General features: G+C 69.7%; 24 protein-coding genes. 14 read left to right on the top strand and 10 right to left on the bottom strand.

Annotated elements, in window-relative coordinates; translation table 11 throughout:
• Positions 1-92 precede the first annotated feature (92 nt).
• The gene (locus tag ACIBF8_RS17455) at positions 93-1460 is read left to right on the top strand and encodes a hypothetical protein (protein WP_396784066.1); all 1368 of its coding nucleotides are present in this window, start codon (positions 93-95) and stop codon (positions 1458-1460) included.
• 332 nt (positions 1461-1792) lie between these two features.
• Here the strand turns inward: ACIBF8_RS17455 and ACIBF8_RS17450 are convergent, their stop codons facing one another.
• Positions 1793-2272 carry a hypothetical protein gene (locus ACIBF8_RS17450; RefSeq protein ID WP_396784064.1) on the bottom strand — a complete coding sequence of 160 codons (480 nt, stop codon included), beginning with the start codon at positions 2270-2272 and terminating at the stop codon, positions 1793-1795.
• A gap of 121 nt (positions 2273-2393) precedes the next feature.
• On the opposite strand from ACIBF8_RS17450, the gene ACIBF8_RS17445 reads away from it, so the two are divergent.
• From ACIBF8_RS17445 to ACIBF8_RS17430, 4 genes are all read left to right on the top strand, one after another.
• On the top strand, positions 2394-2906 hold the full coding sequence (locus ACIBF8_RS17445; RefSeq protein WP_396784062.1) for a hypothetical protein: 513 nt from the start codon (positions 2394-2396) through the stop codon (positions 2904-2906).
• Between the two features lie 188 nt (positions 2907-3094).
• On the top strand, positions 3095-3397 hold the full coding sequence (locus ACIBF8_RS17440) for a hypothetical protein (RefSeq protein WP_396784060.1): 303 nt from the start codon (positions 3095-3097) through the stop codon (positions 3395-3397).
• Positions 3398-3492: 95 nt separating this feature from the next.
• The gene (locus tag ACIBF8_RS17435; protein ID WP_396784059.1) at positions 3493-3714 is read left to right on the top strand and encodes a hypothetical protein; all 222 of its coding nucleotides are present in this window, start codon (positions 3493-3495) and stop codon (positions 3712-3714) included.
• A gap of 394 nt (positions 3715-4108) precedes the next feature.
• Positions 4109-4567: a hypothetical protein gene (locus ACIBF8_RS17430; protein ID WP_396784057.1), complete on the top strand. Its 459-nt coding sequence runs from the start codon at positions 4109-4111 to the stop codon at positions 4565-4567.
• Positions 4568-4583: 16 nt separating this feature from the next.
• Here ACIBF8_RS17430 and ACIBF8_RS17425 read toward each other — a convergent pair whose 3' ends face one another.
• The 5 genes from ACIBF8_RS17425 to ACIBF8_RS17405 all read right to left on the bottom strand — a co-directional run bounded on the left by ACIBF8_RS17425 (position 4584) and on the right by ACIBF8_RS17405 (position 10404).
• Positions 4584-6965, bottom strand: a complete 2382-nt coding sequence (locus tag ACIBF8_RS17425) for an ATP-binding cassette domain-containing protein (protein ID WP_396784056.1) — start codon at positions 6963-6965, stop codon at positions 4584-4586.
• Positions 6966-6992: 27 nt separating this feature from the next.
• Positions 6993-7403, bottom strand: coding sequence for a VOC family protein (locus ACIBF8_RS17420; RefSeq protein WP_396784054.1), 411 nt, complete (start codon positions 7401-7403; stop codon positions 6993-6995).
• Between the two features lie 5 nt (positions 7404-7408).
• Positions 7409-7858 carry a helix-turn-helix transcriptional regulator gene (locus ACIBF8_RS17415; RefSeq protein ID WP_396784053.1) on the bottom strand — a complete coding sequence of 150 codons (450 nt, stop codon included), beginning with the start codon at positions 7856-7858 and terminating at the stop codon, positions 7409-7411.
• Between the two features lie 70 nt (positions 7859-7928).
• Entirely contained in the window at positions 7929-8888 is a 960-nt protein-coding gene (locus ACIBF8_RS17410) for a DNA polymerase domain-containing protein (protein WP_396784050.1), read from the bottom strand.
• A gap of 31 nt (positions 8889-8919) precedes the next feature.
• Positions 8920-10404: an MFS transporter gene (locus tag ACIBF8_RS17405; protein WP_396784047.1), complete on the bottom strand. Its 1485-nt coding sequence runs from the start codon at positions 10402-10404 to the stop codon at positions 8920-8922.
• A 75-nt stretch (positions 10405-10479) separates the two neighbouring features.
• Here ACIBF8_RS17405 and ACIBF8_RS17400 point away from each other — a divergent pair, with 75 nt between their 5' ends.
• From ACIBF8_RS17400 to ACIBF8_RS17390, 3 genes are all read left to right on the top strand, one after another.
• A complete protein-coding gene (locus tag ACIBF8_RS17400) occupies positions 10480-10914 on the top strand; it encodes a winged helix-turn-helix transcriptional regulator (protein WP_396784045.1) in 435 nt (144 codons plus the stop codon).
• 101 nt (positions 10915-11015) lie between these two features.
• Positions 11016-11603: a TetR/AcrR family transcriptional regulator gene (locus ACIBF8_RS17395; protein WP_396784044.1), complete on the top strand. Its 588-nt coding sequence runs from the start codon at positions 11016-11018 to the stop codon at positions 11601-11603.
• Positions 11603-13840 carry an MMPL family transporter gene (locus tag ACIBF8_RS17390; protein WP_396784041.1) on the top strand — a complete coding sequence of 746 codons (2238 nt, stop codon included), beginning with the start codon at positions 11603-11605 and terminating at the stop codon, positions 13838-13840. The genes ACIBF8_RS17395 and ACIBF8_RS17390 overlap by 1 nt, the downstream gene beginning before the upstream one ends.
• 103 nt (positions 13841-13943) lie before the next feature.
• Here the strand turns inward: ACIBF8_RS17390 and ACIBF8_RS17385 are convergent, their stop codons facing one another.
• Positions 13944-15200, bottom strand: a complete 1257-nt coding sequence (locus ACIBF8_RS17385; protein ID WP_396784039.1) for an erythromycin esterase family protein — start codon at positions 15198-15200, stop codon at positions 13944-13946.
• A 128-nt stretch (positions 15201-15328) separates the two neighbouring features.
• Here ACIBF8_RS17385 and ACIBF8_RS17380 point away from each other — a divergent pair, with 128 nt between their 5' ends.
• Positions 15329-15520, top strand: coding sequence for a DUF2795 domain-containing protein (locus ACIBF8_RS17380; RefSeq protein WP_396784037.1), 192 nt, complete (start codon positions 15329-15331; stop codon positions 15518-15520).
• Between the two features lie 108 nt (positions 15521-15628).
• Here the strand turns inward: ACIBF8_RS17380 and ACIBF8_RS17375 are convergent, their stop codons facing one another.
• A complete protein-coding gene (locus tag ACIBF8_RS17375; RefSeq protein ID WP_396784035.1) occupies positions 15629-16531 on the bottom strand; it encodes a Gfo/Idh/MocA family protein in 903 nt (300 codons plus the stop codon).
• Positions 16532-17053: 522 nt separating this feature from the next.
• On the opposite strand from ACIBF8_RS17375, the gene ACIBF8_RS17370 reads away from it, so the two are divergent.
• Positions 17054-17446 (top strand): hypothetical protein, encoded by a 393-nt coding sequence (locus ACIBF8_RS17370; RefSeq protein ID WP_396784032.1) that lies wholly within the window; start codon positions 17054-17056, stop codon positions 17444-17446.
• Entirely contained in the window at positions 17439-17843 is a 405-nt protein-coding gene (locus ACIBF8_RS17365; protein WP_396784030.1) for a hypothetical protein, read from the top strand. The genes ACIBF8_RS17370 and ACIBF8_RS17365 overlap by 8 nt, the downstream gene beginning before the upstream one ends.
• 55 nt (positions 17844-17898) lie before the next feature.
• On the opposite strand, the gene fabG is transcribed toward ACIBF8_RS17365, so the two are convergent.
• Positions 17899-18657 carry a 3-oxoacyl-ACP reductase FabG gene (gene fabG, locus ACIBF8_RS17360; protein WP_396784029.1) on the bottom strand — a complete coding sequence of 253 codons (759 nt, stop codon included), beginning with the start codon at positions 18655-18657 and terminating at the stop codon, positions 17899-17901.
• Between the two features lie 42 nt (positions 18658-18699).
• Positions 18700-20352, bottom strand: coding sequence for an alpha-amylase family protein (locus ACIBF8_RS17355; protein WP_396784028.1), 1653 nt, complete (start codon positions 20350-20352; stop codon positions 18700-18702).
• Between the two features lie 57 nt (positions 20353-20409).
• On the opposite strand from ACIBF8_RS17355, the gene ACIBF8_RS17350 reads away from it, so the two are divergent.
• From ACIBF8_RS17350 to ACIBF8_RS17340, 3 genes are all read left to right on the top strand, one after another.
• On the top strand, positions 20410-21024 hold the full coding sequence (locus tag ACIBF8_RS17350; protein ID WP_396784027.1) for a DUF1349 domain-containing protein: 615 nt from the start codon (positions 20410-20412) through the stop codon (positions 21022-21024).
• A gap of 70 nt (positions 21025-21094) precedes the next feature.
• Positions 21095-21766 carry a DedA family protein gene (locus ACIBF8_RS17345; RefSeq protein WP_396784026.1) on the top strand — a complete coding sequence of 224 codons (672 nt, stop codon included), beginning with the start codon at positions 21095-21097 and terminating at the stop codon, positions 21764-21766.
• A gap of 179 nt (positions 21767-21945) precedes the next feature.
• The gene (locus ACIBF8_RS17340) at positions 21946-23082 is read left to right on the top strand and encodes a glutamate--cysteine ligase (RefSeq protein WP_396784025.1); all 1137 of its coding nucleotides are present in this window, start codon (positions 21946-21948) and stop codon (positions 23080-23082) included.
• Positions 23083-23098 lie beyond the last annotated feature (16 nt).

The raw sequence follows: 23098 nt of genomic DNA, 5'->3' as shown, positions 1-23098 counted from the left end.
AGTATGCAACCATGCGAATTGCCGACGTCGAGGTAGGCGTAGAATACGCTCATCGGAAGAATAGCTGGAGCCCAGACGCTTCGCGTGTAGTCGTGCGAGAAAAGATCACCGGCGGACGGCTTCGCGTGGAAGTTCTCGAGCCTGCGGCAGGCACGGAGAAAACCTTTCGGCGTGGCTCACGGGTCGAGGTAACGAGCCGCAGCATCGTGTGCACATGGGAAGCATGGCCCGAATTGTCAGCGGTCGAGCAGGAAACACGCGACAAGGAAGCGGCCGAGCAGCGTGAGCGCTGGGCCGAGTTCGAGCAGCAGAAGATTGCCGACCCGACCCGACCGATTTCGGATGAATATGACACCCGCTACTATTCATCGCTGATCGATTCCGTAGAAGACCTGCGAGATTGGCCGATACCCAAGCCACGCGCCACGTGGCGGCCAGTTCGACAGCAACTCGAGGCCGCCGCACTGCGAACTCTTGAGGGGTTGCCAGTCGATCTTGCCAGAGATCTACTGGCTGGCGCCACGCTTGTTGCGGACGACTCGTCACCGAGCGTGGTGATCCCGGATGGCTCAGCAGGAGCAGTTCTGGGTCCTCTGGCACCAACTTTGACCGACGCGATGGACTGGGCGAACCGTGGCTATTTGGCAAGACGAATTCCCGACGACCTACTGTCAGCCGCCAGCGGCTTCGTCGAGGCGTGCGCGGCTGCGATTACCAAGGAGGGCGGCTACCTCGGATTGCCCGAGGTTCCGCAGTTGGACCCAGTGCACTTTCCTGGCCCTGGTTGGATGCGGGTCAGCTACGGTCACTCATCCGGCCGGCGAATACACGCACCTGACTGCCACGTGTTGCAGAGCCAAAAGACAGATCCGAACAGAGCGCCGACTTGGCCTGCTTGGCGCCTTAACCTACCCGGTAGCGATCCATGCGGCAACTGCGGAGGTCCATGGATGGCGGCGAGCCCGGCGCTGCTGGGATTCTTCGCGGCAATTGCCATCTGGCGGCATCGATCAGATAAGCCTCTTGAACGATGGCAGCTCCGCGCCTGCCTAGTGATGCTTGCCGACGCTGCTCGTGCACGCGCGATCGAGGTGGAGCCGGATCGCGACTGGGTGCACAGGGTGGTCTCCGCTCTCGTCGTGGATCGGCCTGGCGAGAATGGATGGGATGCCTATACGGCCCTCAAGCCACTGGGCGGCGATTTCCGAGCGTGGGACAGTGCCCGTCAAATGAGCGCGCTCCGTCTGGCGTATGACAGGCTGGCGATTCTCCACAATGCCCTGCCGGTTTCCCTTCACTCCGCCGACCAGCCGCAGCTGACCGAGAACCTGTCGGTGGAGGCGGAGCGACGGCGAACAGGTATTCAATCGTGGTATCACAGCCTTTCCCAAGTCTGCACCGACGAGCTTCCAGATCTGGATCTCTTGTTGTTCGGCCTGCCAGGCGCGACCAAGTGGTGAACAATTCCCGACAGGTCCTCGGCGTCGCCGAGGACCTGTCGTTTGATCAACACGCGCACGCCACCTCGCGCATCCGCCTGGAGGTTGCAACCCGGCTGTCCGCCAGGTGACCTGATCTGCGACAGGCGTCAGCAGCGGGCAGACGATGACCACGATCGCGTGCGGGGTGGCGTCGCGGGAGTTGTGGCTCCCGAGCGGCGTGAACCGCCATCGGGGCGGCAAGTCAAAATCGCCATGCCGCCATGGTCGCTGAGGGCCGCGAACTGCGGCTACGGCCTCGCGTTGGTCAGGTAGCCCACGCTGCCGGTTCTGATCGTTACGTCGAGCGGAACTTAAGCTCGCCGAACGATCCGGGACAGCTCACCTCGGTATGTCGCGCCGATTTTTGTTACCACACCCTCGAAAGTGCCGGGACCATTCCTCATGGAGCTGAGCCAGTTCTGCGGCAGCACCACGCGATCGCCCACAGCCAGCGGTCTGCTCCCGGACCATCGATAGGCATAGCCGTCAACCTCGACCACCTGGTCGCCATCCATGTCAAAGTAGCGCTGGGCGTCGTCGAGGCGCTGTTCGAGTTCACGCACCCGTTGTTCCAGGCGTTCAATCGTGGACTTCGCGCTGCTGGAACCCATCTCCCAGCCCTGCCGAAAGCCTTCGCTGTTGCCGCGTCGGTGCGCCTCAGCGACCGCTCGATTCTGCTCGGTTGCGTGGGTCCCACAGGCCACGTCGAACGGGGAGAGCTGCACTCGACACGGCTTGCCAGCCTTGGTCGGACGACCGCACCGACGCACCTCGTCGGACTGTTCGATCACACTCATGATCTTATCAATGCCTATCGACGTTCGTTATAGCTGGCGTTCGAGACCGGTTGTGGGACGGACATAGACAGCCTGGGCCGGTAGGCTATCGCGGGTCGCGATGAGGTACGTACGGATGACACGCTATGCGGTCGACGGGACACGAGACGAGTTGATTGCAACCTGGGATACCGGGCACGGTGCGATCGCAATCACCGTGGCCAGCCTACCCACAACATTGGCCTTGCGGCAGAGGCTGGCGCTCGCGGCGGAGCTGACCGGATTGTCGAAGGCGCTGTGGCGCTGCTACACCCACCCCGCCAGCGCCGCTGACAACCTGGAAGTCAACACCGAGGGCTGGCGGCGTCAACAGACACGGGACGGGTTCACAGATGTCCTTGAACACGTGCGCAAGCCGAACCTGCCTGACGACAACGGCTCGTTGGTTGTGTCGTACGACCCGGTAGAAGAGTGGGCCAACCGTACTGGGCGGGCACTTCACGCCGCCAGCGACGCCGACCTGACCGCCGCTGTGGTCGCCGAGGTCGAGGCGGAGCTGCTTGCAGTCGAGCGGGCTGAGCCTGGAGTCAGCGCCACCCCGACCTGCCGAAACCGACCTACGCCTCGAAGCAGGGAACGAGGACGATAGCGACGCGATCGGGTACGATCAATCTTGAAGCCGAGGACACCTGCGAACAATTCATCGTCGCTATCATCGACACGCAGGAACCCGACATCCCCCGACAGATCATCGAGTCGATCCTGAGGATTGAGGACGATGACACAGGTCGCGTACTGGCGCTTATGATTGCCTGCGGGGTCGGCTACCTAGTCAGCATGAAGGAAAACGGCGTGGCTGCGGCCGCCATCGACGCAGCCGTGCAATGGGTGGGCACGGAGTTCGGCGTCGAATACGCCGGCCCAGCATCCATCGTGGCAAGCCTGGCCGGTCACCGCGAGAGCCACAGAATTCTGGCGAAGCAACTCGGCGTCCGGAACCCCACCTTTGAACAACTCTCCAACTTCCTTGGCCCAGACCTCTTCCCCGCAACGATCTGGCTGTGCGCCGGGCTGGTTGCTACCGCCGGCGACGGTGACGTCGGCTGGCTGCGCCAGTACCGCTCTGGACCAACCGCCTGAGCAAGGAAGAGTCAGCGTCCGCTGTCGGTGCTCGACGCCTTCCGACATTCGAACGCGTGATGCGGACCGGCGAGGCGGATGACAGCGTTTGACTCATGGACGAGAAACCACCCCAGGTCGACTTTGAGATCAACGTTGTGGACGGGGAGCACGGCAAGCGCCTCGCCGCACTCCAGGCTCAAGCCGTCGTTGACGTCTTGCTCTGGCTATCCGAGCATCACCGCGCGACGCACTCTCACGAAGATGACAATCCTACTGCAGACGAGCCAGCGGGATCAGCTGTCCAGTCGACGAACGCGCCAGTTGCAGATCTGTGACATGCCGCTGTTCACCGGCAACCTGCAACAACCGGCTGTGACACCAAAAGCAGCTAATGACCTTTTCGGCAACGTACGATCGCTTCGGTGCCGTCCGTTTCATAGTGCTTTGCGGTGGCGCAGGTTCGAATCCTGCCGGGGGCACACTTGCTAAGAAAGACCACCACGACAGGCTCCTGACCAGGCATCCGGTCAGGAGCCTTCATCGTGTTGGTCGCACAACCGCCGGCAGGGTAGCCGCCGCCACCAGGGTCGGGGCGAACGCCGGTTGCCGATGCTGCCCACGGCCGGTGCGCTGCCACCAGGTGCCGGACCCACCGTCGGCTCGCACGAGCAGCAGAAGCCCGGGCACCCGGAAGGAACCCGGCGATGTCACGAGATCAAGAATGTCGCCATGCTGTTTCTCGGCTTACTCCTCGCCGCGCTGGCTGGGGCCGTCATCGCGGTGACCCTCGCCGTCCGTGGACTCCGCGCCGTGTCCAGGAGCGGTGAACGGCCCGGTTGGCTACGCGCGGCCGCGCTTCTCGCCGGTGCGGGCACCGTCGCCGTGTACGCCTGGGGGCTGCTCCACCTCGGCTACGCGGTGCTACGAGCCGAGGACGGTGGCACCGGCTCCGTACCGAGCGGACCCTGCTGGTCGGGCGGGTCGCAGTTGGCAAGCCTGGTCGACGGCTACCAGGTCGGCTTCCTCCCGCTCCGCTTCGAGTGCCACCTCAGCCGCGGCGGCACGTACGTCAGCTCGTCCGTGCCCGGGTACGTCAACCCGGCCACGATCCTCCTCGGTCTGGTCACCGCCAGCTGCGGGGTCCTCGCCGCCACGACGGCACGGCACGCCCGGCCGCCGGTCGCCTGACGGTCGGTCGGCGACGTCAGCTGCCGACGTACGCCGCCAGGTGCTCGCCGGTGAGGGTGGTGCGGGAGGCGACGAGGTCCGCGGGTGTGCCCTCGAAGACGATCCGGCCACCGTCGTGCCCGGCACCGGGGCCGAGGTCGATGATCCAGTCGGCGTGGGCCATGACCGCCTGGTGGTGCTCGATGACAATCACCGACTTGCCGGCGTCGACCAGGCGGTCGAGCAGCCCGAGCAGTTGCGCGACGTCGGCCAGGTGCAGGCCGGTGGTCGGCTCGTCGAGGACGTAGACGCCGCCCTTCTCGGCCATGTGGGTGGCCAGCTTGAGTCGTTGCCGCTCCCCGCCGGAGAGGGTGGTGAGCGGTTGACCCAGGCTGAGGTAGCCGAGCCCGACGTCGGCGAGCCGGTCGAGGATGGCGTGCGCTGCCGGGGTACGCGCCTCGCCGGCGCCGAAGAACTTCTCCGCCTCCGTCACGGACATCGCGAGCACCTCGCTGATGTCGCGACCGCCGAAACGGTATTCCAACACCGACGCCTGGAACCGCTTGCCCTCGCAGTCCTCACAGGGGGCGGCGACGCCGGCCATCATCCCCAGGTCGGTGTAGATGACGCCAGCCCCGTTGCAGCTCGGGCAGGCGCCCTCGGAGTTGGCGCTGAACAGCGCGGGCTTCACACCGTTGGCCTTCGCGAACGCCTTGCGGATCGGGTCGAGCAACCCGGTGTAGGTGGCCGGGTTGCTGCGTCGTGAGCCGCGGATCGCGCCCTGGTCGATGGACACCACGCCAGCGCCGGCCGGGATCGACCCGTGCACGAGCGAGCTCTTGCCGGAGCCGGCGACGCCGGTCACGACGACGAGCACCCCGAGGGGTACGTCGACGTCGACGTTCTGAAGGTTGTTGGCCGTCGCGCCCCGGATCTCCAACTTGCCGGTCGGCGTCCGTACCGTCTCCTTGAGAGCGGCCCGGTCGTCGAAGTGACGGCCGGTGATGGTGCCGCTGGCCCGCAGACCCGCCACAGTGCCCTCGTAGCAGACCGTCCCGCCGTCCGTACCCGCGCCGGGCCCGAGGTCGACGACGTGGTCGGCGATGGCGATGGCCTCCGGCTTGTGCTCCACGACCAGCACGGTGTTGCCCTTGTCGCGCAGCTGGAGCAGCAGCTCGTTCATCCGTTGGATGTCGTGCGGGTGCAGCCCGATCGTCGGCTCGTCGAAGACGTAGGTGACGTCGGTGAGCGAGGAGCCGAGGTGGCGGATCATCTTGGTGCGCTGTGCCTCGCCGCCGGAGAGGGTGCCCGACGGCCGATCCAGCGACAGGTATCCCAGCCCGATCTCCTCGAACGAGTCGAGGAGGTGTTGCAGGCCCGCCAGCAGCGGGGCCACCGACGGCTCGTCGAGCCCGCGTACCCAGGCGGCCAGGTCGCTGATCTGCATCGCGCACGCGTCGGCGATGTTCTTTCCCTTGATCTTCGACGACCGGGCCTCCTTGCTGAGCCGGGTGCCGGCACAGTCGGGGCAGGTCGTGAAGGTCACCGCGCGTTCCACGAAGGCGCGGATGTGCGGCTGCAACGCGTCGATGTCCTTGGCCAGGAAGGACTTCTGGATCGATGGGATCAGGCCCGCGTACGTCAGGTTGATCCCGTCGATTTTGATCTTGGTTGGCTCCCGGTGCAGCAGGTCGTGCAGCTCCCGCTTGCTGAACTTGGCGATCGGCTTGTCCGGGTCGAAGTAGCCGCAGCCCCGGAAGATCCGGCCGTACCAGCCCTCCATGCTGTAACCCGGGATGGTGATCGCGCCCTCGTTGAGCGACAGGTTGTCGTCGTAGAGCGCCGACAGGTCGATGTCGGTCACCGCGCCCATGCCCTCGCACCGCGGGCACATGCCGCCGAGACGGTTGAAGGTCGCCTTCTCGGTCTTCGTCTTGCCGGCGCCGCGGTCGACGGTGATCGCACCGGTCGCCTTCACCGAGGGGACGTTGAAGGAGTACGCGTTGGGCGGGCCGATGTGCGGCTGCCCGAGCCGGCTGAACAGGATGCGCAGCATCGCGTTGGCATCGGTGGCGGTGCCGACGGTGGAGCGGGAGTTGGCACCCATCCGCTCCTGGTCCACGATGATCGCGGTGGTCAGGCCATCCAGCAGGTCGACCTCCGGACGCGCCAGGGTCGGCATGAAGCCCTGCACGAACGCGCTGTACGTCTCGTTGATCATCCGCTGTGACTCGGCCGCGATGGTGCCGAACACCAGCGAGCTCTTGCCGGAACCGGAGACACCGGTGAACACGGTCAGCCGCCGTTTCGGGATCTCGACGCTGACGTCCTTGAGGTTGTTCACCCGCGCGCCCTGCACCCGGATCAGGTCGTGGCTGTCGGCGACGTGCGGCGCGGACGGCTGGCTGGCCGTGCTCATCGTGTCTCCATCTGTCGGGCGCGGGGCTCAGCGCACTTGCTGGATGCGGACCATATTGCCGGCCGGGTCCCGGAACGCACAGTCGCGCACGCCGTACGGCTGCTCGGTCGGCTCCTGGACGACCTCGGCGTCGCTGGCCTCCAGCTTGGCGAAGGTGGCGTCGAGGTCGGTGGTGGCCAGGTTGACGCCGAAGTAGCTGCCCTTGGCCATCAGTTCGAGGATGGTCTGCCGCTCGTCGTCGGTGATGCCGGGGTTGGCGGCCGGCGGGTGCAGGACGATGGCCGTGCTGGGCTGGCCGACCGGCCCGACCGTGATCCAGCGCATCCTCTCGTACCCCACGTCGAGGCGGACCTCGAAACCGAGGATGTCGCGGTAGAAGGTCAGCGAGGCGTCCGGGTCGGTGTGCGGCAGGAAGCTGGAATGAATGGTGATGTCCATGCCGGTCACGCTAGTTGCGGCTCGGTGACCCGCGCTTCTCGATTCCTGACCGGTCTGGTCACCTGCTTCGCCACGCACGACGGCATCCCCGCCGTCGCCTGCGCCGCCTGCCGCCGGTAGACGCTGGGCGGCACGCCGACCAACTCGGTGAAGCGGGTGCTGAAGGTGCCCAGCGACGAACAACCGACCGCGAAACAGACGTCGGTGACGCTCAGGTCGCCACGACGCAGCAGGGCCATCGCCCGCTCGATCCGCCGGGTCATGAGGTAGCTGTACGGGGATTCGCCGTAGGCGAGCCGGAACTCGCGACTGAGGTGCCCGGCCGACATGTGCGCGCCACGGGCGAGCGCCTCGACGTCCAGTGGCTGCGCGTACTCCCGGTCGATCCGGTCGCGGACCCGGCGCAGCCGCGCCAGGTCCGCGAGTCGCTGGGTCGCGTCGACTCTGCTGCTCACCTGCGAAATCGTGCCACAACCCACCGACAATCGGTCGGCCGCCGGGCGCGGGCGGGGATCGACGAGCCGGTCAGCCGGCCTCGCGGCGGGCGCGGGCCCGGCGCTTTCCCTCGTGCATGGCCTGCACCCGGGCCACCGGGATGGTCCGACCCTCGGCGACCAGGTCGGCGGGGAGCGACTGCGGGGCCGGCATCAGCGCCGCCCAGGGGTCGCCGTCGGCGAGCAGCGCCGGCGCGGTCCGGATGGTGAAGTCGGCGGGAGTCACCTGGGTCAGCTCGGCCCAGTCGACCGGGAAGGAGACCGGCATCCCGGGGCGGAGCCGAGGGCTGTACGCGGCGGCCACGGTCGCCCCGCCCGCCCGGGTGGCGTCCACGAAGACCCGGCCACCCCGGTCCTCCTTGATGTACGCCGTGGTGGCCAACGCCGGGTCGAGCCGCTCGGCGCGGACGGCGAGCGCCCGGGTGGCGGCGGCCAACTCCTCGGCCGTGGGTTCGTCGGTCACCGGGACGAAGACGTGCACGCCCTTGGCGCCGCTGGTCTTGACGGCACCGGCCAGGTTGGCGTCGGCGAGCGCCTGGCGGACCAGCAGGGCCGCGTCGACCGCCGCCCGGAACCCGTCGCCGTCCGGCGGGTCCAGGTCCAGGACCAGGTGGGTCGGCCGGTGCAGATCCGCCACGGTGGCCAGCGTCGGGTGGTACTCGACCGCCCGCTGATTCGCAAACCAGAGCAGGGTGCGGCGGTCGTCGCAGAGGGCGTACGAGATCTCCCGGTGCGACGCCTCCGCCCAGACCGGCGCCCGGCGGACCCAGTCCGGGGTGTAGCGGGGCAGGTTCTTCTGCATGAACGGCGGCTGGCCGGGACGGACCCTGATCACCGACAACGGCCGGCCCCGCAACTGCGGGAGAATCCGGTCCCCGACCGCGTCCAGGTAGTCGACCAGGTCACGCTTCGTCGCGTCGTCGCGGTCGGACAGCGGCTGGTCCAGATTGGTCAGGGCCACGCCGTCGCGGGTCTCGTCAGCCTCGCTCACCCGACCACCCTCCCGGCCCCGCTGCCGTCGGTCAACCAGACGCGGCGCTTCGGTACGAATCGGTTCCGGCACCCACCGCTGCCCCGGCCGACGGATCGGTGGCCGGCGACGGCCCGGCCGAGCGTCGGGGCAGGGTGGCCAGCGCCACCAGCCACGCGGCGACCACGAGAGCGGCGGCCACGGCGAACGCGGTCCGGTAGCCGCCGGCGAGCGCGGCCGTCTCGGCCCAGCCTTCGGCCCGCAGCCCGTCGCTGCGGGCAGCGGCCAGGGTAGCCAGCGCGGCCAGGCCGACCGCGCCGCCGACCTGTTGGGTGGTGTTGGCCAGGCCGGAGGCGAGTCCGGCATCCGTGTCGGTCGCGCCGGCCATGGCCACTGTGGTGACCGCCGGCAGGGTCAGGCCGCCGGCCACGCCGAAGACCAGCATCGCGGGGAGTACGTCCGCGACGTAGGCGCCGTCGGCGGGCAGTCGGGCGAGCAGGAAGAAACCGACGGTCGCCAGGCCGAGCCCGGCCAGCAGAACGGTCCGGGCACCCCAACGGGCGATCAGCCGACCGGCCAGGCCGAGCGAGACCACGGCGATCACGACCGGGGTGGGCAGGAAGGCCCAGCCGGTCGCGGCGGCGTCCAGCCCCAGCACCAGTTGCAACTCCACGGCGAGCAGGAACTGGAAGCCGAAGTACGCGCAGACCATGAGGAACTGCACGGCGTTCGCCGCCACCAGACCCGGGACGCGCAGTACCCGGGACGGCACCAGCGGGGTCGCCGCCACCCGCTGGCGCAGCGCGAACCCGCCGAGCAGCAGCGCCGCGAGGGCCACCGCGCCGAGCGTCCGAGGGCTGGTCCAGCCGTGCTCGCCCGTGCCCACGATGCCCAGCACGGCGGCCATCAGACCGGCGGTGGCGAGCAGCGCGCCGGGCAGATCCAGGCCGGCCCGCAGGCCGATCCCCCGTTCGGCCGGGAGCCGGCGCAGGGCCGCCACGAGAATGGCCGCCCCGATCGGCACGTTCACCAGGAAGATCGTCCGCCACCCGGCGGCCTGGGTGAGCACCCCACCGGCGACCGTGCCGACCGACGCACCGGCCGCGCCGGTGAAGCTGAAGACGGCGATGGCGCGAGCCCGCTCGGCCGGTTCGGGATAGAGCCGGACGATCATGCCGAGACTGACCGCCATGGCCAACGCCCCACCGACACCCTGCCCGAACCGCGCGCCCACCAGCAGGGCCGGTCCGGTGGCGAGCGCGCAGGCCAGCGAGGCCAGGGTGAACAGCGCGACGCCGGCCAGGAAGACCCTCCGCCGGCCCAGCAGGTCACCGAGTCGGCCGGCGAGCAGCAGCAGCCCGCCGAACGCGACCAGGTAGGCGTTGACCACCCAGGCCAGGCCGGCGGCGGTGAAGCCCAGGTCGCGTTGCACGGCGGGCAACGCCACCGCGACGACGGTGCCATCCAGGATGATCATCAGGCTGCCGGCGCAGAGCACCAGCAGCGCCGGCCAGCGGGCCGGTACGACACGCTCCACGAGACTCCCCCTTGGTGCACGGTTTGTTACCGAGGTCATCGTCTGTGACCATGAAACGGAGCGGAAGGAGGCACTTTGATGTCCCAGAGGAACAGCGATGTGTCCGCGCTGGTCCAGGCCGAGCTGACCTGCACGGCCGAGAACGTGCCGTTCACCCCGGGTCAGGCCCGGGCGTGCACCGTCCGTCAGGTGCTCGACCGGGTCGGCGGCAAGTGGAGCATCGGCATCCTGGTGGCCGCCTCCAACGGGCCGGTGCGCTTCACCGAGCTGGAGCGGCACATCGAGGGCATCAGCCGCCGAATGCTCACGCTGACGCTGCGCAACCTGGAACGAGACGGCCTGCTGCACCGCACGGTCTACCCGACCGTCCCACCCAAGGTCGAATACACCGCCACCCCGATGGCGCTGGAGCTCTACGAGTCGCTGGTCGCGCTGACCAGTTGGGCCGAGCGGCACCGCCGGGCCATCGCCGAGGCGCGGACCAGGTACGACGCCGAGCACGCCGGATAAACCGCCCGAGTGTGTGGCGAACGCCACCGCTTCCGTCTGACCGATCGGTCAGGGTCTGACCGATCGGTCAGGCATGCTGGTCTGCGGGAGGTGGACCGGCCATGGTCAGAGCGGTACCCGACACGCACGGCGAGATCCTCGCCGCGGCGGCGCGGCGGTTCACGGTGACCGGATACCGCGGCACCTCCCTGCAGGACATCGCCCGGGAGGTCGGCTGCTCCAAGGCCACCGTGCTCTACCACTTCGCCAACAAGGAAGCCCTGCTCGCCGAGCTGATGGCGCCCGCGATCGAGATGCTGCACGGCCTCGACGACCAACTCGACGGCCTGACCGGCGCGGCCGCCCAGCAGGTCGCCGCCGAGGGCTTCGTCGACCTCGCGGTCCGGTTCCGACGGGAGATCGCGGTGCTGCGCGGCGAGTTCCCGGAACTGCTGTGCCAGCCGGCCTTCGCGCACATCCAGCAGATCTCCGACCGGCTGCGGGACGCGTTGGCCGGGCACTCCGACCGGCCGGGCGCCCGGATCGCCGCCCTGGTGCTGCTCGCCGGCATCTCCGAGGCGTGCGGCGAGTTCGTCGACATCCCCGACGACGAACTGCGCCCCGCCCTGCTCGCCCTCGCCCGCCGGGCCGTCGAGCCCGTCGACGTACCCCTGCCCCATCCACCCACGACCGAGGACAAGGACTCCTGATGGCCACCCTGCTCTACCGGCTCGGCCGGGGCGCGTTGCGCCGGCGACGGCTCGTCGTCGCGCTCTGGCTCGTCGTACTCGTCGTCGCCGGCCTGGCCGCGGCGACCCTGCGCGGCCCGACGGCGAGCAACTTCACCATGCCCGGCACCGAGAGCCAGCGTGCGCTCGACCTGCTGGCCGACCAGTTCCCGGCGGCCAGCGGCGCCACCGGCACCATCGCGGTCAAGGCGCCGGCCGACGGCCAACTGGCCACCCCGCAGGGTCAGGCCGTGGTGCAGGAGCTGGTCCAGCAGGCTTCGACCCTGCCCGGCGTGGTCGGCGCGGTCAACCCGCTCCAGGTCGGCGCGGTCTCGCCCAACGGCCGGTACGCGCTGGTCCAGGTGCAGTTCGCCAGCGGCGGGGACGACGTGACCGACGAGCAGCGCACCGCGTACGAGCAGGTCGGCGCAGCGGCCAAGGCACAGGGTTGGCAGGTCGCCCCGGGCGGTGAGGTGCTCGGCGGTGAGCCGGAGATCGGCTCCACCGAGGCGCTCGGCGTGTTGGTCGCCGCGATCGTCCTGATCATTACGTTCGGTTCCCTGGTCGCCGCCGGCATGACGATGCTCAACGCGCTGATCGGCGTGGGCGCCGGCATGGCCGGGCTGTTCGCGCTGAGCGGCGTCGTCCAGCTCACCAGCACCGCACCGATCCTGGCGCTGATGCTCGGTCTCGCGGTCGGCATCGACTACTCGCTGTTCATCACCTCCCGGCACCGGCAGAACCTGCTCGACGGCCTGTCCCCGGAGGAGGCGGTCGGCCGGGCCGTGGGCACCGCCGGCTCGGCGGTGGTCTTCGCCGGCGCCACCGTGGTCATCGCCCTGGCCGGGCTCGCCGTGGTGAACATCCCGTTCCTCACCGTGATGGGTCTCGCCGCCGCCGGCACGGTCACCGTCGCCGTCCTCGTCGCCATCACCCTCCAACCGGCGCTGCTCGGCTTCGCCGGTCGCCGGGTGCTCCCCCGCCGGCTGCGCGCCCTTCCCACCGGAGGCACCGCCGCCGACGGCACGACTGCCGACGAGGACGACACGGACATCGCCGACCGGCCCGCCGTCACCGCCAGCACCGACGAGCGCAACCGGTTCGGCTTCCGCTGGGCGCGCCTGGTCACCCGCTTCCGCGTACCCGTGATCCTGGTCGGTCTGCTCGGCCTGGGCCTGCTCGCGCTGCCCACGCCGGACATGCGGCTGGCCCTGCCGGGCGCCGCCACGGCCGCCGTCGGCTCGCCCGCCCGGGTGGCGAACGACCTGACCGTCGAGGGCTTCGGAGCGGGCTTCACCGGCCGGCTCGCGGTGGTGGTCGCCGGCGACACTCCCCAGGCCACCTCGGCCGCCGTGCCGCAGGTGACGGCCCTGCTCCAGCGCACCGAGAACGTCCTCGCGGTGGCACCGGCCCAGCTCAGCCCGGACGGCCGGACCGCGCTGCTCGGCGTGGTACCGAAGACCGGTCCGACCGACGAGGCCACCGAGACCCTCGTGCACGACATTCGGGGCTCGGTAGGCGGGATCCGCGACGCGGACGTGCTGCTCACCGGAGTCACGGCCATCGGCATCGACGTCTCCGAGAAGCTGTCCAACGCGCTACCGACCTACCTGCTACTGGTGGTCGGGCTGTCGGTGCTGTTGCTGATGCTGGTGTTCCGCTCGCTGTTGGTGCCGGTCAAGGCGGCGCTGGGCTTCCTGCTCACCGTCGCCGCCACGTTCGGCATCACGGTGGCCGTCTTCCAGCAGGGGCACCTCGCCGACCTCGTCGGTCTGGACACGCCGGGCCCGCTGATCAGCTTCCTGCCGATCCTGCTCATCGGCATCCTGTTCGGGCTCGCCATGGACTACGAGGTGTTCCTGGTGTCCCGGATGCGGGAGGACTTCGTCCACGGTGAGACCGCCCGACAGGCCACCATCAGCGGCATGGGGCACGGCGCGCGGGTGGTCACGGCCGCCGCGCTGATCATGATCTCGGTCTTCGGGGGCTTCGTCTTCCTGGAGGACCCGGTGATCAAGTCGATGGGCTTCGCGCTCGCCGTTGGCGTTGCCATCGACGCGTTCGTGGTCCGGATGACCATCGTCCCGGCGGTGATGTCGCTCCTCGGCGACCGCGCCTGGTGGCTGCCCCGCTGGCTCGACCGCGCACTGCCCAACGTGGACATCGAGGGCGAGGGCCTGCGCACCCACCTCGAGGACCGCACCCCGACGCACGTCTGACCCACCCGCCCGGTTGATCATGGAGTTGTGGTGCCCGCAGTGCCCCGATCAGAGGCATTCATCCGGCACCACAACTCCATGATCGACACGATCAGGCACTGCGTCAGACGCCCGCCGGGTAGGTCTCCATCTCGCCGGGGGTAGCCGGCACCGGCAGCGGGTGCAGGGCGGTGGTGTCGTCGCACCAGATGAAGGCGTCGTACCGGTCGCCGAGCCGGGTCGGCACGTAGTTGCCCCAGGACTCGAACGACGGGTCGTAGACGACCCCGATCGCCCGGTGGTCCGCGGTGTCGGTGACCCAGCCCGGCTGGTCGTCGCCACCGAAGATCAGTACCGCCCGCTCGGGCATCAGCTCGTGCAGCCGCCGCTCGATCGACCCCTCCCGAGCCGGAGGCACCACCATCGCCTCCGGAGGCGAACCCCAGCGGGGTGCGGCGATCACCGTGCCCCGGTAGCTGCCGAAGCCGATCAGAGCCACCGCGTCGTCGCCGTGCCGCTCCCGGGCCAGCTGACCAATGTTGACCATCCCGTCGGCGGCCATGTCGGTGGCCCGCGCGTCTCCCACGTGCGTGTTGTGCGCCCACACGATGCCCCGGGCCTCGGGGCCGTACCGGTCCAGCAGCCGGTCCAGAGTGTCCTGCATGTGGGTGTCGCGGATGTTCCACGAGTCCGGCCCGCCGGCCACCATCGCCCGGTAGTAGCGCTCCGCGCCGGCCACCACCTCCGCGTTCTGCCAGGCCGAGAAGCGATCTGGGCCGTCGGAGAGGGCGTGTTCCCGGGTTCGGGCGAGCAGCCGGACAACCTCCTCCTCACAGCGGGCGGAGACGAACCGGCTGGCCGCGCCGTACTCCTCGATCCGCTTGCCGTACGGCTCGAAACACCGGTACGCGTCCTGCGCCGCCTCCAGCGACTTCGGGTCCTCCTCCCCCAGGTAGTCGAAGATCGCCTGCATCGACTCCCAGAGGCTGTACACGTCGAGCCCGTGGAATCCGGCTCGTTGGTCCTCCGGCCGCTCCACGTTCCAGGCCCGCAACCAGCTCGCGAACCGGGCCACCTCGGCATTGGCCCACATCCAGGTCGGCCACCGCTCGAACTGGTCGAGCGCCAACTGCGGTTCGAGTGCGCCCCCCGGCGCGGCCGTCACCGAACGGTGCACCCGATCGCAGTCGGGCCAGTCACCCTCCACGGCGACGAAGGAGAAGCCGCACTCCGCGATCAACCGGCGGGTGAGCTGCTCGCGCAACCGGTAGTAGTCGTAGCTGCCGTGGGTGGACTCACCGATCATCACCACCCGGGCGTCCCGGACGCGCTCCAGCAACGGGTCGAAATCGCTCGGCGCGCCGAGCCGCTGAACCAGCATGCCAGCGGCTACCCGGCCGCCGCTGCGGCAAACCGTGGGCGCGTCGCGGGCCGACACGCCGGCCGCCGGGCCCTCGTGGGTGCCGACACGACCGGTGTACGGCCACCGCGAGCGGGTAGCCGGCCGACATGACCGTCACTGGGGTTCAGTTGCAGGAGTACCTGGCCGGGCTCGACTACCCGGTCTCGCGGGAGGACCTGATCCGCTGGGGCCAGGAGAACGGCGCCAGCACGGCGATGTTGCAGATGTTGCAGGCGTTGCCGCCGGAGCAGTTCAACTCCCCCGACGAACTAAACGCCGCCCTGTCCATCCCCACCTAAACCCAACCAACCCCCACCGCCTCACCCCGTTGATCAAGAGGTTTGCGTCATGCCGCGCGGCGTGTCGTGACGCAAACCTCTTGATCAACGCGGGCTGGTTGGGGGCTGTTAGGGGAGGGGGATGGTGCGGGATTCGGTACGGGCGGTTTCGGCGGCGGCGAGGATGGCGACGACCTCGCGGCCGAAGCGGACGTCGCAGCGGTGGTCCCGGGTGCCGGCCCGTACCTGTTCGACGAGTTGGTCGATGGCGACGCCGAACGCGGTGGCGGCGTCGTTCTCGCCGAACGGCACGTTCTCGATGCCGTTCTCGCCGTAGAACACGAACTCCCGGGCCATCGACGCGGTCGGGGCATCCAGGGAGAGCGAGGCGCTGCTGGTGGCACCGCCCTCGTGGGTGAGCAGCAGGTGCACCATCCCACTCGGCCCGTCCATCGCCGCCACCTGCGTCACCCGGCCCAGCACCGGCAGGAGGATCGAGAGCGCGTGCGGGGCGATGTCCCAAAGCGCACCGTGCTCCCGACGCCACAGCGAGCCACCGTACGGGCTGCCGTCCTGGAAGATCGAGGCGAACGCGGTCGTCCGGCCGTGCTGCCACCCCCCGGCGGCGGAGGTGGCGGCGAGGAACGCGGTCACGTTCGGCTGGAACCGCTGGGTGAAGAAGACGACCGAGGCGACCCCGGATTCCTCGGCGGCAGCCACCACGCGGTCGGCGTCGGCCACGCTGAGCGCCAACGGCTTGTCCAGCAACAGGTGCCGCCCGGCACGGGCCGCCCGGACCGCGATGTCGGCCTGGACGTCCGGCGGTAGGGCGACGGCGATCGCCTCGCACTGGTCGATCAGCGCGTCGACGTCGGCGAAGGCGGGCACCCCGTACCGCTCGGCCAGCGCCGAGGCCCGCTCCGGGTTGCGACCCCACACCCCCACCAGCTCCGCGTCGGGATGCGCGTGCAGCGCCTTCCCGTGCGTCTCGATCGCCCAGTGACCGGTGCCGAACAAACCGAACCGCAGCACGTGTACCTCCGCTGTTTCCCCACCCCGCGGCAACGCCACGGACGTGATCCACGCTAGTCGTCTCGCCAGGGGCACCGGCGGCGGGTCGACCAACCGGAGCAGCTCACGGGCCGTGCCGCCCGGGTGGGACATGGTCCGGTTAATGCCTGTCGAGCTGCCCCGCAGGCGGGGCGCGCAGGTCCCGCTCCCGGGCGCACCCCCAGACGCGGGATGCGCAGCGTCCGCTCCCAGACACGCCCCCAGACGCGGGATGCGCAGCGTCCGTTCCCAGACACGCCCCCAGACACGGCATGCGCAGCGCCCGCCCCCAGACACGGCATGCGCAGCGTCCGCTCCCAGACACGCCCCCAGACACCGGATGCGCAGCGCCCGCTCCCGCGCCCCGCCTGCGGGGCAGCTCCACAGCGGGCGTCGGACACTTCGTGGGTGGCACGCGTCGGAGGGCGGCGAGGCAGCGTGACCCGGTTACTACGACGGTTAGTAGGCTGTGCCGGTGACCGAGGCAACGACCGGGTGGGTCCGGTGACCAGCGTGGGCACCGACTCACCGGTGGACGGGATCGTCGCGACCGTGCCGATCGTGCTGTCGCTGCTCGTCGCGGCGTGGGCGCTGGTGGCGGCGGTACGCCACCGGCCGCCGGACCGGATGCAGTTCGTCGGTCTGGCCGTACTCGAAGTGGCGTTGCTGGTGTTGGGCGTGCTGGCGCTCGTCGCGGTCGGCGGCGGAGATCAGCCCGGCGAGCCCGGCGCCTTCTTCGGCTACCTGGTCACGTTGGTGTGCCTGCCACCACTGGCCTGGGTGCTGGCCCGGATGGAACCGACCCGCTGGGGCTCGGCGATCGTGTGCGCGGTCTGCCTGGTGGCCCCGGTGGTGGTGGTCCGGTTGCAGCAGACCTGGGAGGTGCTCGGTGGTTGACACGCAGCGTACGAACTCCGGCCCAGGTCGGCTGCTGATCGCGGTCTACCTGCTCTTCGCCATCGCGGCGACGAGTCGGGCGGGCCTGCAGATCGCCACCAAGTTCGACGAGGCGCCGGTGGCATACCTGCTCTCCGCGGTGGCCGCGCTCATCTACATCGTCGCGGCGGTGGGGTTGGCCCGCGCCGGGCACACCGGCCGTCGGGTCGCGCTGGCGTGCTGCTCGGTGGAGCTGGTCGGGGTGGTCGCGGTCGGCGTCCTGAGCCTGGCCGACAAGGAGCTCTTCCCGGACGAGACGGTCTGGTCGCAGTTCGGTAGCGGGTACGGCTACATCCCACTGGTGTTGCCGGTGCTCGGCCTGATCTGGCTCTGGCGCACCCGCCGCGCACCCGCCTGACCCCGCGCCGAGGGCGTCCCCCGCGGAAGGGGAGCGCCCTCGTCGGGAGTACGGGTCAGTCCCGTGGGCCGCCCGCGACGTAGATGACCTGACCGGAGACGAAGCCCGCCCCCTCGCTCGCCAGGAACGAGATGGTGTGCGCGACGTCCTCCGGCCGGCCCGGCCGACGGACCGGGATCTCGGCGGCGGCGTGCTTCTGGAAGTCGTCGAAGTCGACCTTCATCCGGGCAGCGGTGGCGGCGGTCATGTCGGTGACGATGAAGCCGGGTGCGACCGCGTTCACGGTCACCCCGAACGGACCCAGCTCGATAGCGAGCGTCTTGGTGAAGCCCTGCAGACCGGCCTTGGCGGCGGCGTAGTTCGCCTGGCCCCGATTGCCCAGCGCGGAGGTGCTGGAGAGGTTGACGATCCGCCCCCACTTGCGGTCCACCATGTGCTTCTGCGCGGCCTGGCTGAACAGGAACGCGCCACGCAGGTGCACGCCCATCACGGTGTCCCAGTCGGCGTTGGTCATCTTGAACAGCAGGTTGTCGCGCAGCACACCGGCGTTGTTGACCAGGACGGTGGGTGCGCCCAGCTCGGCGGCGACCCGGCTCACCGCCGCCTCGACCTGGTCCCGGTCGGACACGTCGGCGCCGACACCGAGCGCCCGGCCGCCGGCGGCGGCGATGGCGTCCACCGTCTCCTTGGTGGCCGCCTCCTCGATGTCGACCACGGCGACGGCCAGCCCGTCGGCGGCCAGCCGCCGGGCGGTGGCCGCGCCGATGCCGCGTGCGGCTCCGGTGACGATGGCGACGCGGGGCTCCTCCGACATGATTACCTCCGAGTAACTTGGGGTGATCGGAGGAGCTTAGCGTCAGAACCCCCGACCCCGGCATAGGCGAATCCACCGGTATCCGTGGCCGGAGACCTTCACCGCGCCGAGCTTGCCCAACTCGCCGTAGCCCCGGTCGGCGAGCACATCGATCGGCAGGTCGGCCTCCGGTTCGAGACTGCTGAGGTCCACCTCGACGTCGTCGGTACCCAGGTTGTGCACGAAGACCATCGTCCCGGTCGGCCCGTCGGCCCGGTGCGCGAGCACTCCGGCGGGCATCGCCACGTCGATGTGGGTGGTCGAGCCCGAGCCGATCTCCGGGGCCTCACGCAGCGTACGGATCATGCGCTCGAACCAGGCGAGCAGCGACTTCGGGTCGCTGCGCTGGGCGGTGACGTTGACGTTCTGGTAGCCGAACTCACCCTTGTCGATCACCGGGCGGACCAGCTTCTCCGGGTCCGCCGTGGAGAAGCCGGCGTTCGGCTGGTACGACCACTGCATCGGGGTACGGATCGCCTCCCGACCGGGCAGCGACAGGTCCTCGCCCATCCCGATCTCCTCGCCGTAGCGCAGGACCGGCGTGCCGCGCATCGAGAACTGCAGGGCGTACGCCAGCTCGATGCGCCGCCGGTCGTTGCCGAGCATCGGGGCGAGCCGGCGACGGATGCCCCGGTCGTAGATGCGCATGTTCTCGTCCGGGCCGAACTGCGCGTACACCTGGTTGCGCTGTTCGGTCGTCAGCCGGGACAGGTCGATCTCGTCGTGGTTGCGCAGGAAGGTTGCCCACTGCCCACCGACCGGCAGCTTCGGGGTGTCGCGCAGCGCCTCGATCAGCGACTCCGGGTTCTCCCGGGCCAGGGCGAGCATGAGTCGCCCGTTGAGCATGAAGTCGAAGAGCATGTGGATCCGGTTGCCGGATCCGCTCGCGTCACCGAAGAACGTCGGTAGCTGGTCCGGCTCCACGTTCGCCTCGGCCAGCAGGACGGCGTCGCCGCGGCGCCACTGCACGTGCTGGCGCATCTCGGTGAGCAACTCGAAGTCCTTCGGCGAGTTCGGGTTGCCCGGCTCGGTCAGCTCGATGATGAACGGCACCGCGTCCATCCGGAAGCCGGAGACGCCGAGCTGGAGCCAGAAAGACATGATCTTTTTGATCTCGGCCCGCACCTGGGGGTTGGCGAAGTTGAGATCCGGTTGGAACTTGTAGAACCGGTGGTAGAACCACGCCTTGGCGGTCCGGTCGTAGCTCCAGGTCTCGTTCTGCTCGCCGGGGAAGACCATGCCCTGGCGCCGGTCGTCCGGCTCGGTGTCGGACCAGACGTACCAGTCCCGGTACGGCGAGTCCGGCGAGGAGCGGGCGGACTGGAACCACGGGTGCTCGTCGGAGGTGTGGTTGACCACCAGGTCGATGATCACGCGGATGCCCCGGTTTTGCGCCTGGTGCATCAGTTCGGCGAAGTCGCCCAGGGTGCCGAATCGGGGGTCCACGTTGTAGAAGTCGGTGGCGTCGTAGCCGTCGTCGCGGTTGGGCGACGGGTGGATCGGGTGCAGCCACAGGCAGGTCACGCCGAGCCGGGCCAGGTAGTCCAGCCTCCCGATCAACCCACGGATGTCACCGACCCCGTCGCCGTCCGAGTCGGCGTACGTGTCGATGTCGAGGCAGTAGACGACGGCTTCGGAATACCAACGGTCACCCATGCCGGAGGAACATCTCCGAACGATCACCACGGCAAACCCTTGGTTATCGTGCCTGTCATGGGAAACGACCTCGTACCGCCGAGCGAACCGATGGACTGGTCCCGGGGCAGCTGGCTGCACCCGCCGGTGCGCGCCGAGGAGGGCCCGGCCGGTGAGCTGATCGTCGAGCCCGCGGCGGAGAGCGACTTCTGGCGGCGAACCAGTTACGGCTTCGTCCATGACAACGGCCCGGCCCTGCTGGCGCCACTGCCGGCCGGCGCCGCCATGGAGGTGAGCTTCCGGCTCGACTTCTCGGCGCAGTTCGACCAGGCCGGCGCGTTGGTCCGGGTCGACGAACGGACCTGGACCAAGGCCGGCGTCGAGATCAGTGACGGCGAGGTGCAGCTCGGCGCGGTGGTGACCCGGGAGTTCTCCGACTGGTCGGTGGGGCCGGTGCCGGAGTGGGCCGGGCGGGAGGTGACCGTCCGGGTCAGCCGGGCCGGCGACGCGCTGACCGTCCGCGCGCGGGTCGACGACGAGCCGTGGCGACTGGTCCGGCTCGCCCCGCTGGACCCGGCGGCCGAGGCCGTCGCCGGCCCGTTCTGCTGCGCACCGTCCCGCGCCGGTCTGACCGTGGTGTTCACTGGTTGGCGACAGGGCCTGGCGGACACCGCGCTGCACCCGGAGCACTGAGCGCAGGTGTAGGAGGGGATCGGCTGGGTATGACGATCCGATCCCCGACAGCCGACCCGGAAGGACGACCATGGCGTACGCCCAGACCGGCGACCCGTCCGAATTCACCGGGTTGACCGGTTGGGTGGCCTCGGTGATCGAGGCGATGGGCCCGGTCGGCGTGGCGCTGCTGGTGGCGCTGGAGAGCATCGTTCCGCCGATCCCCAGCGAGATCGTGTTGGCGATGGCCGGCTTCCTGGCCCACGAGGGCGAGTTCAACGTCGTCCTCGTGGTGCTGGCCGCGACGGCCGGTTCGCTGGTCGGCGCGCTGGTGCTCTACTGGCTCGGCGCGGCGCTCGGTGAGGAACGGCTCAAGCGCTGGTTGGACCGCATCCCCTTGGTGGACCGCGACGACCTGGAGAAGGCCGACCGTTGGTTCGAGCGGCACGGCCGGTGGGCAGTGCTGATCGGCCGGCTGGTGCCGGTGGTCCGCAGCCTGGTCTCCGTGCCGGCCGGGGCCAACCGGATGCCGTTGGGCGAGTTCATCCTGCTGACCACCATCGGCAGCGGGGTGTGGAACGGCCTCATCGTGGGGGCCGGCTACGCGCTCGGGAGCCGTTGGCAGGACGTCGCCCGCTACAGCGACTGGTTCAACTACGCGATCCTCGCGGTCTTCCTCGTCATGGCGGTCAGTTGGGTGGTCCGTAAGATTCGCCGGCGTCGGGAACGCGACGACCGGCGGTCGGTGACCGCCGGTCGCTGATCCGCGTTACCGGTCGGCCGGTGACGGAACCGCCTGTGGGCGGCGGAGCACCGCCTGCTCGATGGCCGACCGCGAGCACGACGTGCCGCCGCCACGTTTCCCGGCATCGCCACGTTGGGTAACCAACGGCGGACCGACGCGGAGGGACCGCGAGCGGTAGGAACGGACGGGTGATTTCGATGACCGGTCAGGTGGCGGAGGCGCCCAGCGACATGGCTGCGGCGACCGGGTTGCTCACCGTGGGTGTCGAGGAGGAGTTCCTGCTCGTCGACCCGCACACCGGGGCCGCGGTCCCGGCCGTGGACCTGGTCATGGAGCAGGTGCCGGCCGAACTTCGCGGGCAGGTGGAGCGGGAGTTCCAGACCAGTCAGATCGAGATCGGCAGCCCGCCCGGCTTGGAGCTCTCGTCGATCCGGCACTCTCTCGGCGTACTGCGTCGGGCGCTCTCCGACGCGGCCGAGCGGGCCGGCGTACGCCTGCTCGCCATCGGCACCGGCCCGGTGGACGGCCCGGTGCCGCCGGTGGTGGACAAGCCCCGCTTCGACCGGATGATCGAACGGTTCCGGCTGCTCGTGCCCGGCCCCGGCAACAACGGCATGCACGTACACGTGGGGGTGCCCGACCCGGATACCGGCGTGCAGGTGCTCAACCATGTACGGCCGTGGCTGCCGATGCTGCACGCGGTGACCACCAACTCGCCGTTCGCCCGCGGCGAGGACACCGGTTACGCCAGCTGGCGCTCGGTGGAGTGGGAGCGCTGGCCCTCGGTGGCCCCGACGCCGTTTCTGGAGTCGCACGAGCACTACCAGCGGCTGATCCGTCAGTTGATCTCCAGCGGGGTGATGCTCGACGAGGGGATGCTCTACTGGTACGCCCGCCTGTCGGCCAAGTACCCGACGGTGGAGCTGCGGATCGGCGACGTCTGCCCGTCGGTGGACGACGCGGTGCTGGTCGCCGCGCTGGTCCGGGCACTTGTCGCGACCGCCATGGCGGATGTCGAGGCCGATCGGCCGGCGTTGCAGACCGACCACCACCTGCTGGTCGGGGCGCACTGGCGGGCCGCCCACGACGGCTTGGAGGGCGAGGCCGTGGACGTCACCACCGGTGAGCTGCGCCCGGCCTGGGAACTGTTGGACCGGTTCGTGGAACGGATGCGGCCGGCGCTGGAGCAGCACGACGACTGGGCCGAGGTGACCGACCTGCTGGGCGGGTTGCGCCGGCACGGCAGCGGCGCGGCGCGGCAACGCGCGGTGTTCGAGCGCACCGGCCGACTCACCGACGTGGTGCAGGACGTCGCACGGCAGACCCGCGGCTGATCAGCGCGTGACAGGA

Origin of the sequence: Micromonospora sp. NPDC050276, assembly GCF_044459545.1 — a bacterium.
Lineage (GTDB): Bacteria > Actinomycetota > Actinomycetes > Mycobacteriales > Micromonosporaceae > Micromonospora.
This window is presented reverse-complemented; position numbering and strand designations above follow the sequence as displayed.

Excerpts from the sequence above, each read along its gene's own strand:
- ACIBF8_RS17445 (WP_396784062.1), top strand. The coding sequence starts at position 2,394 with ATGACACGCTATGCGGTCGACGGGACACGAGACGAGTTGATTGCAACC.
- ACIBF8_RS17440 (WP_396784060.1), top strand. The coding sequence starts at position 3,095 with ATGAAGGAAAACGGCGTGGCTGCGGCCGCCATCGACGCAGCCGTGCAA.
- ACIBF8_RS17435 (WP_396784059.1), top strand. The coding sequence starts at position 3,493 with ATGGACGAGAAACCACCCCAGGTCGACTTTGAGATCAACGTTGTGGAC.
- ACIBF8_RS17430 (WP_396784057.1), top strand. The coding sequence starts at position 4,109 with ATGCTGTTTCTCGGCTTACTCCTCGCCGCGCTGGCTGGGGCCGTCATC.
- ACIBF8_RS17425 (WP_396784056.1), bottom strand. The coding sequence starts at position 6,965 with ATGAGCACGGCCAGCCAGCCGTCCGCGCCGCACGTCGCCGACAGCCAC.
- ACIBF8_RS17420 (WP_396784054.1), bottom strand. The coding sequence starts at position 7,403 with ATGGACATCACCATTCATTCCAGCTTCCTGCCGCACACCGACCCGGAC.
- ACIBF8_RS17395 (WP_396784044.1), top strand. The coding sequence starts at position 11,016 with ATGGTCAGAGCGGTACCCGACACGCACGGCGAGATCCTCGCCGCGGCG.
- ACIBF8_RS17390 (WP_396784041.1), top strand. The coding sequence starts at position 11,603 with ATGGCCACCCTGCTCTACCGGCTCGGCCGGGGCGCGTTGCGCCGGCGA.
- ACIBF8_RS17385 (WP_396784039.1), bottom strand. The coding sequence starts at position 15,200 with ATGCTGGTTCAGCGGCTCGGCGCGCCGAGCGATTTCGACCCGTTGCTG.
- ACIBF8_RS17380 (WP_396784037.1), top strand. The coding sequence starts at position 15,329 with ATGACCGTCACTGGGGTTCAGTTGCAGGAGTACCTGGCCGGGCTCGAC.
- fabG (WP_396784029.1), bottom strand. The coding sequence starts at position 18,657 with ATGTCGGAGGAGCCCCGCGTCGCCATCGTCACCGGAGCCGCACGCGGC.
- ACIBF8_RS17355 (WP_396784028.1), bottom strand. The coding sequence starts at position 20,352 with ATGGGTGACCGTTGGTATTCCGAAGCCGTCGTCTACTGCCTCGACATC.
- ACIBF8_RS17350 (WP_396784027.1), top strand. The coding sequence starts at position 20,410 with ATGGGAAACGACCTCGTACCGCCGAGCGAACCGATGGACTGGTCCCGG.
- ACIBF8_RS17345 (WP_396784026.1), top strand. The coding sequence starts at position 21,095 with ATGGCGTACGCCCAGACCGGCGACCCGTCCGAATTCACCGGGTTGACC.
- ACIBF8_RS17340 (WP_396784025.1), top strand. The coding sequence starts at position 21,946 with ATGACCGGTCAGGTGGCGGAGGCGCCCAGCGACATGGCTGCGGCGACC.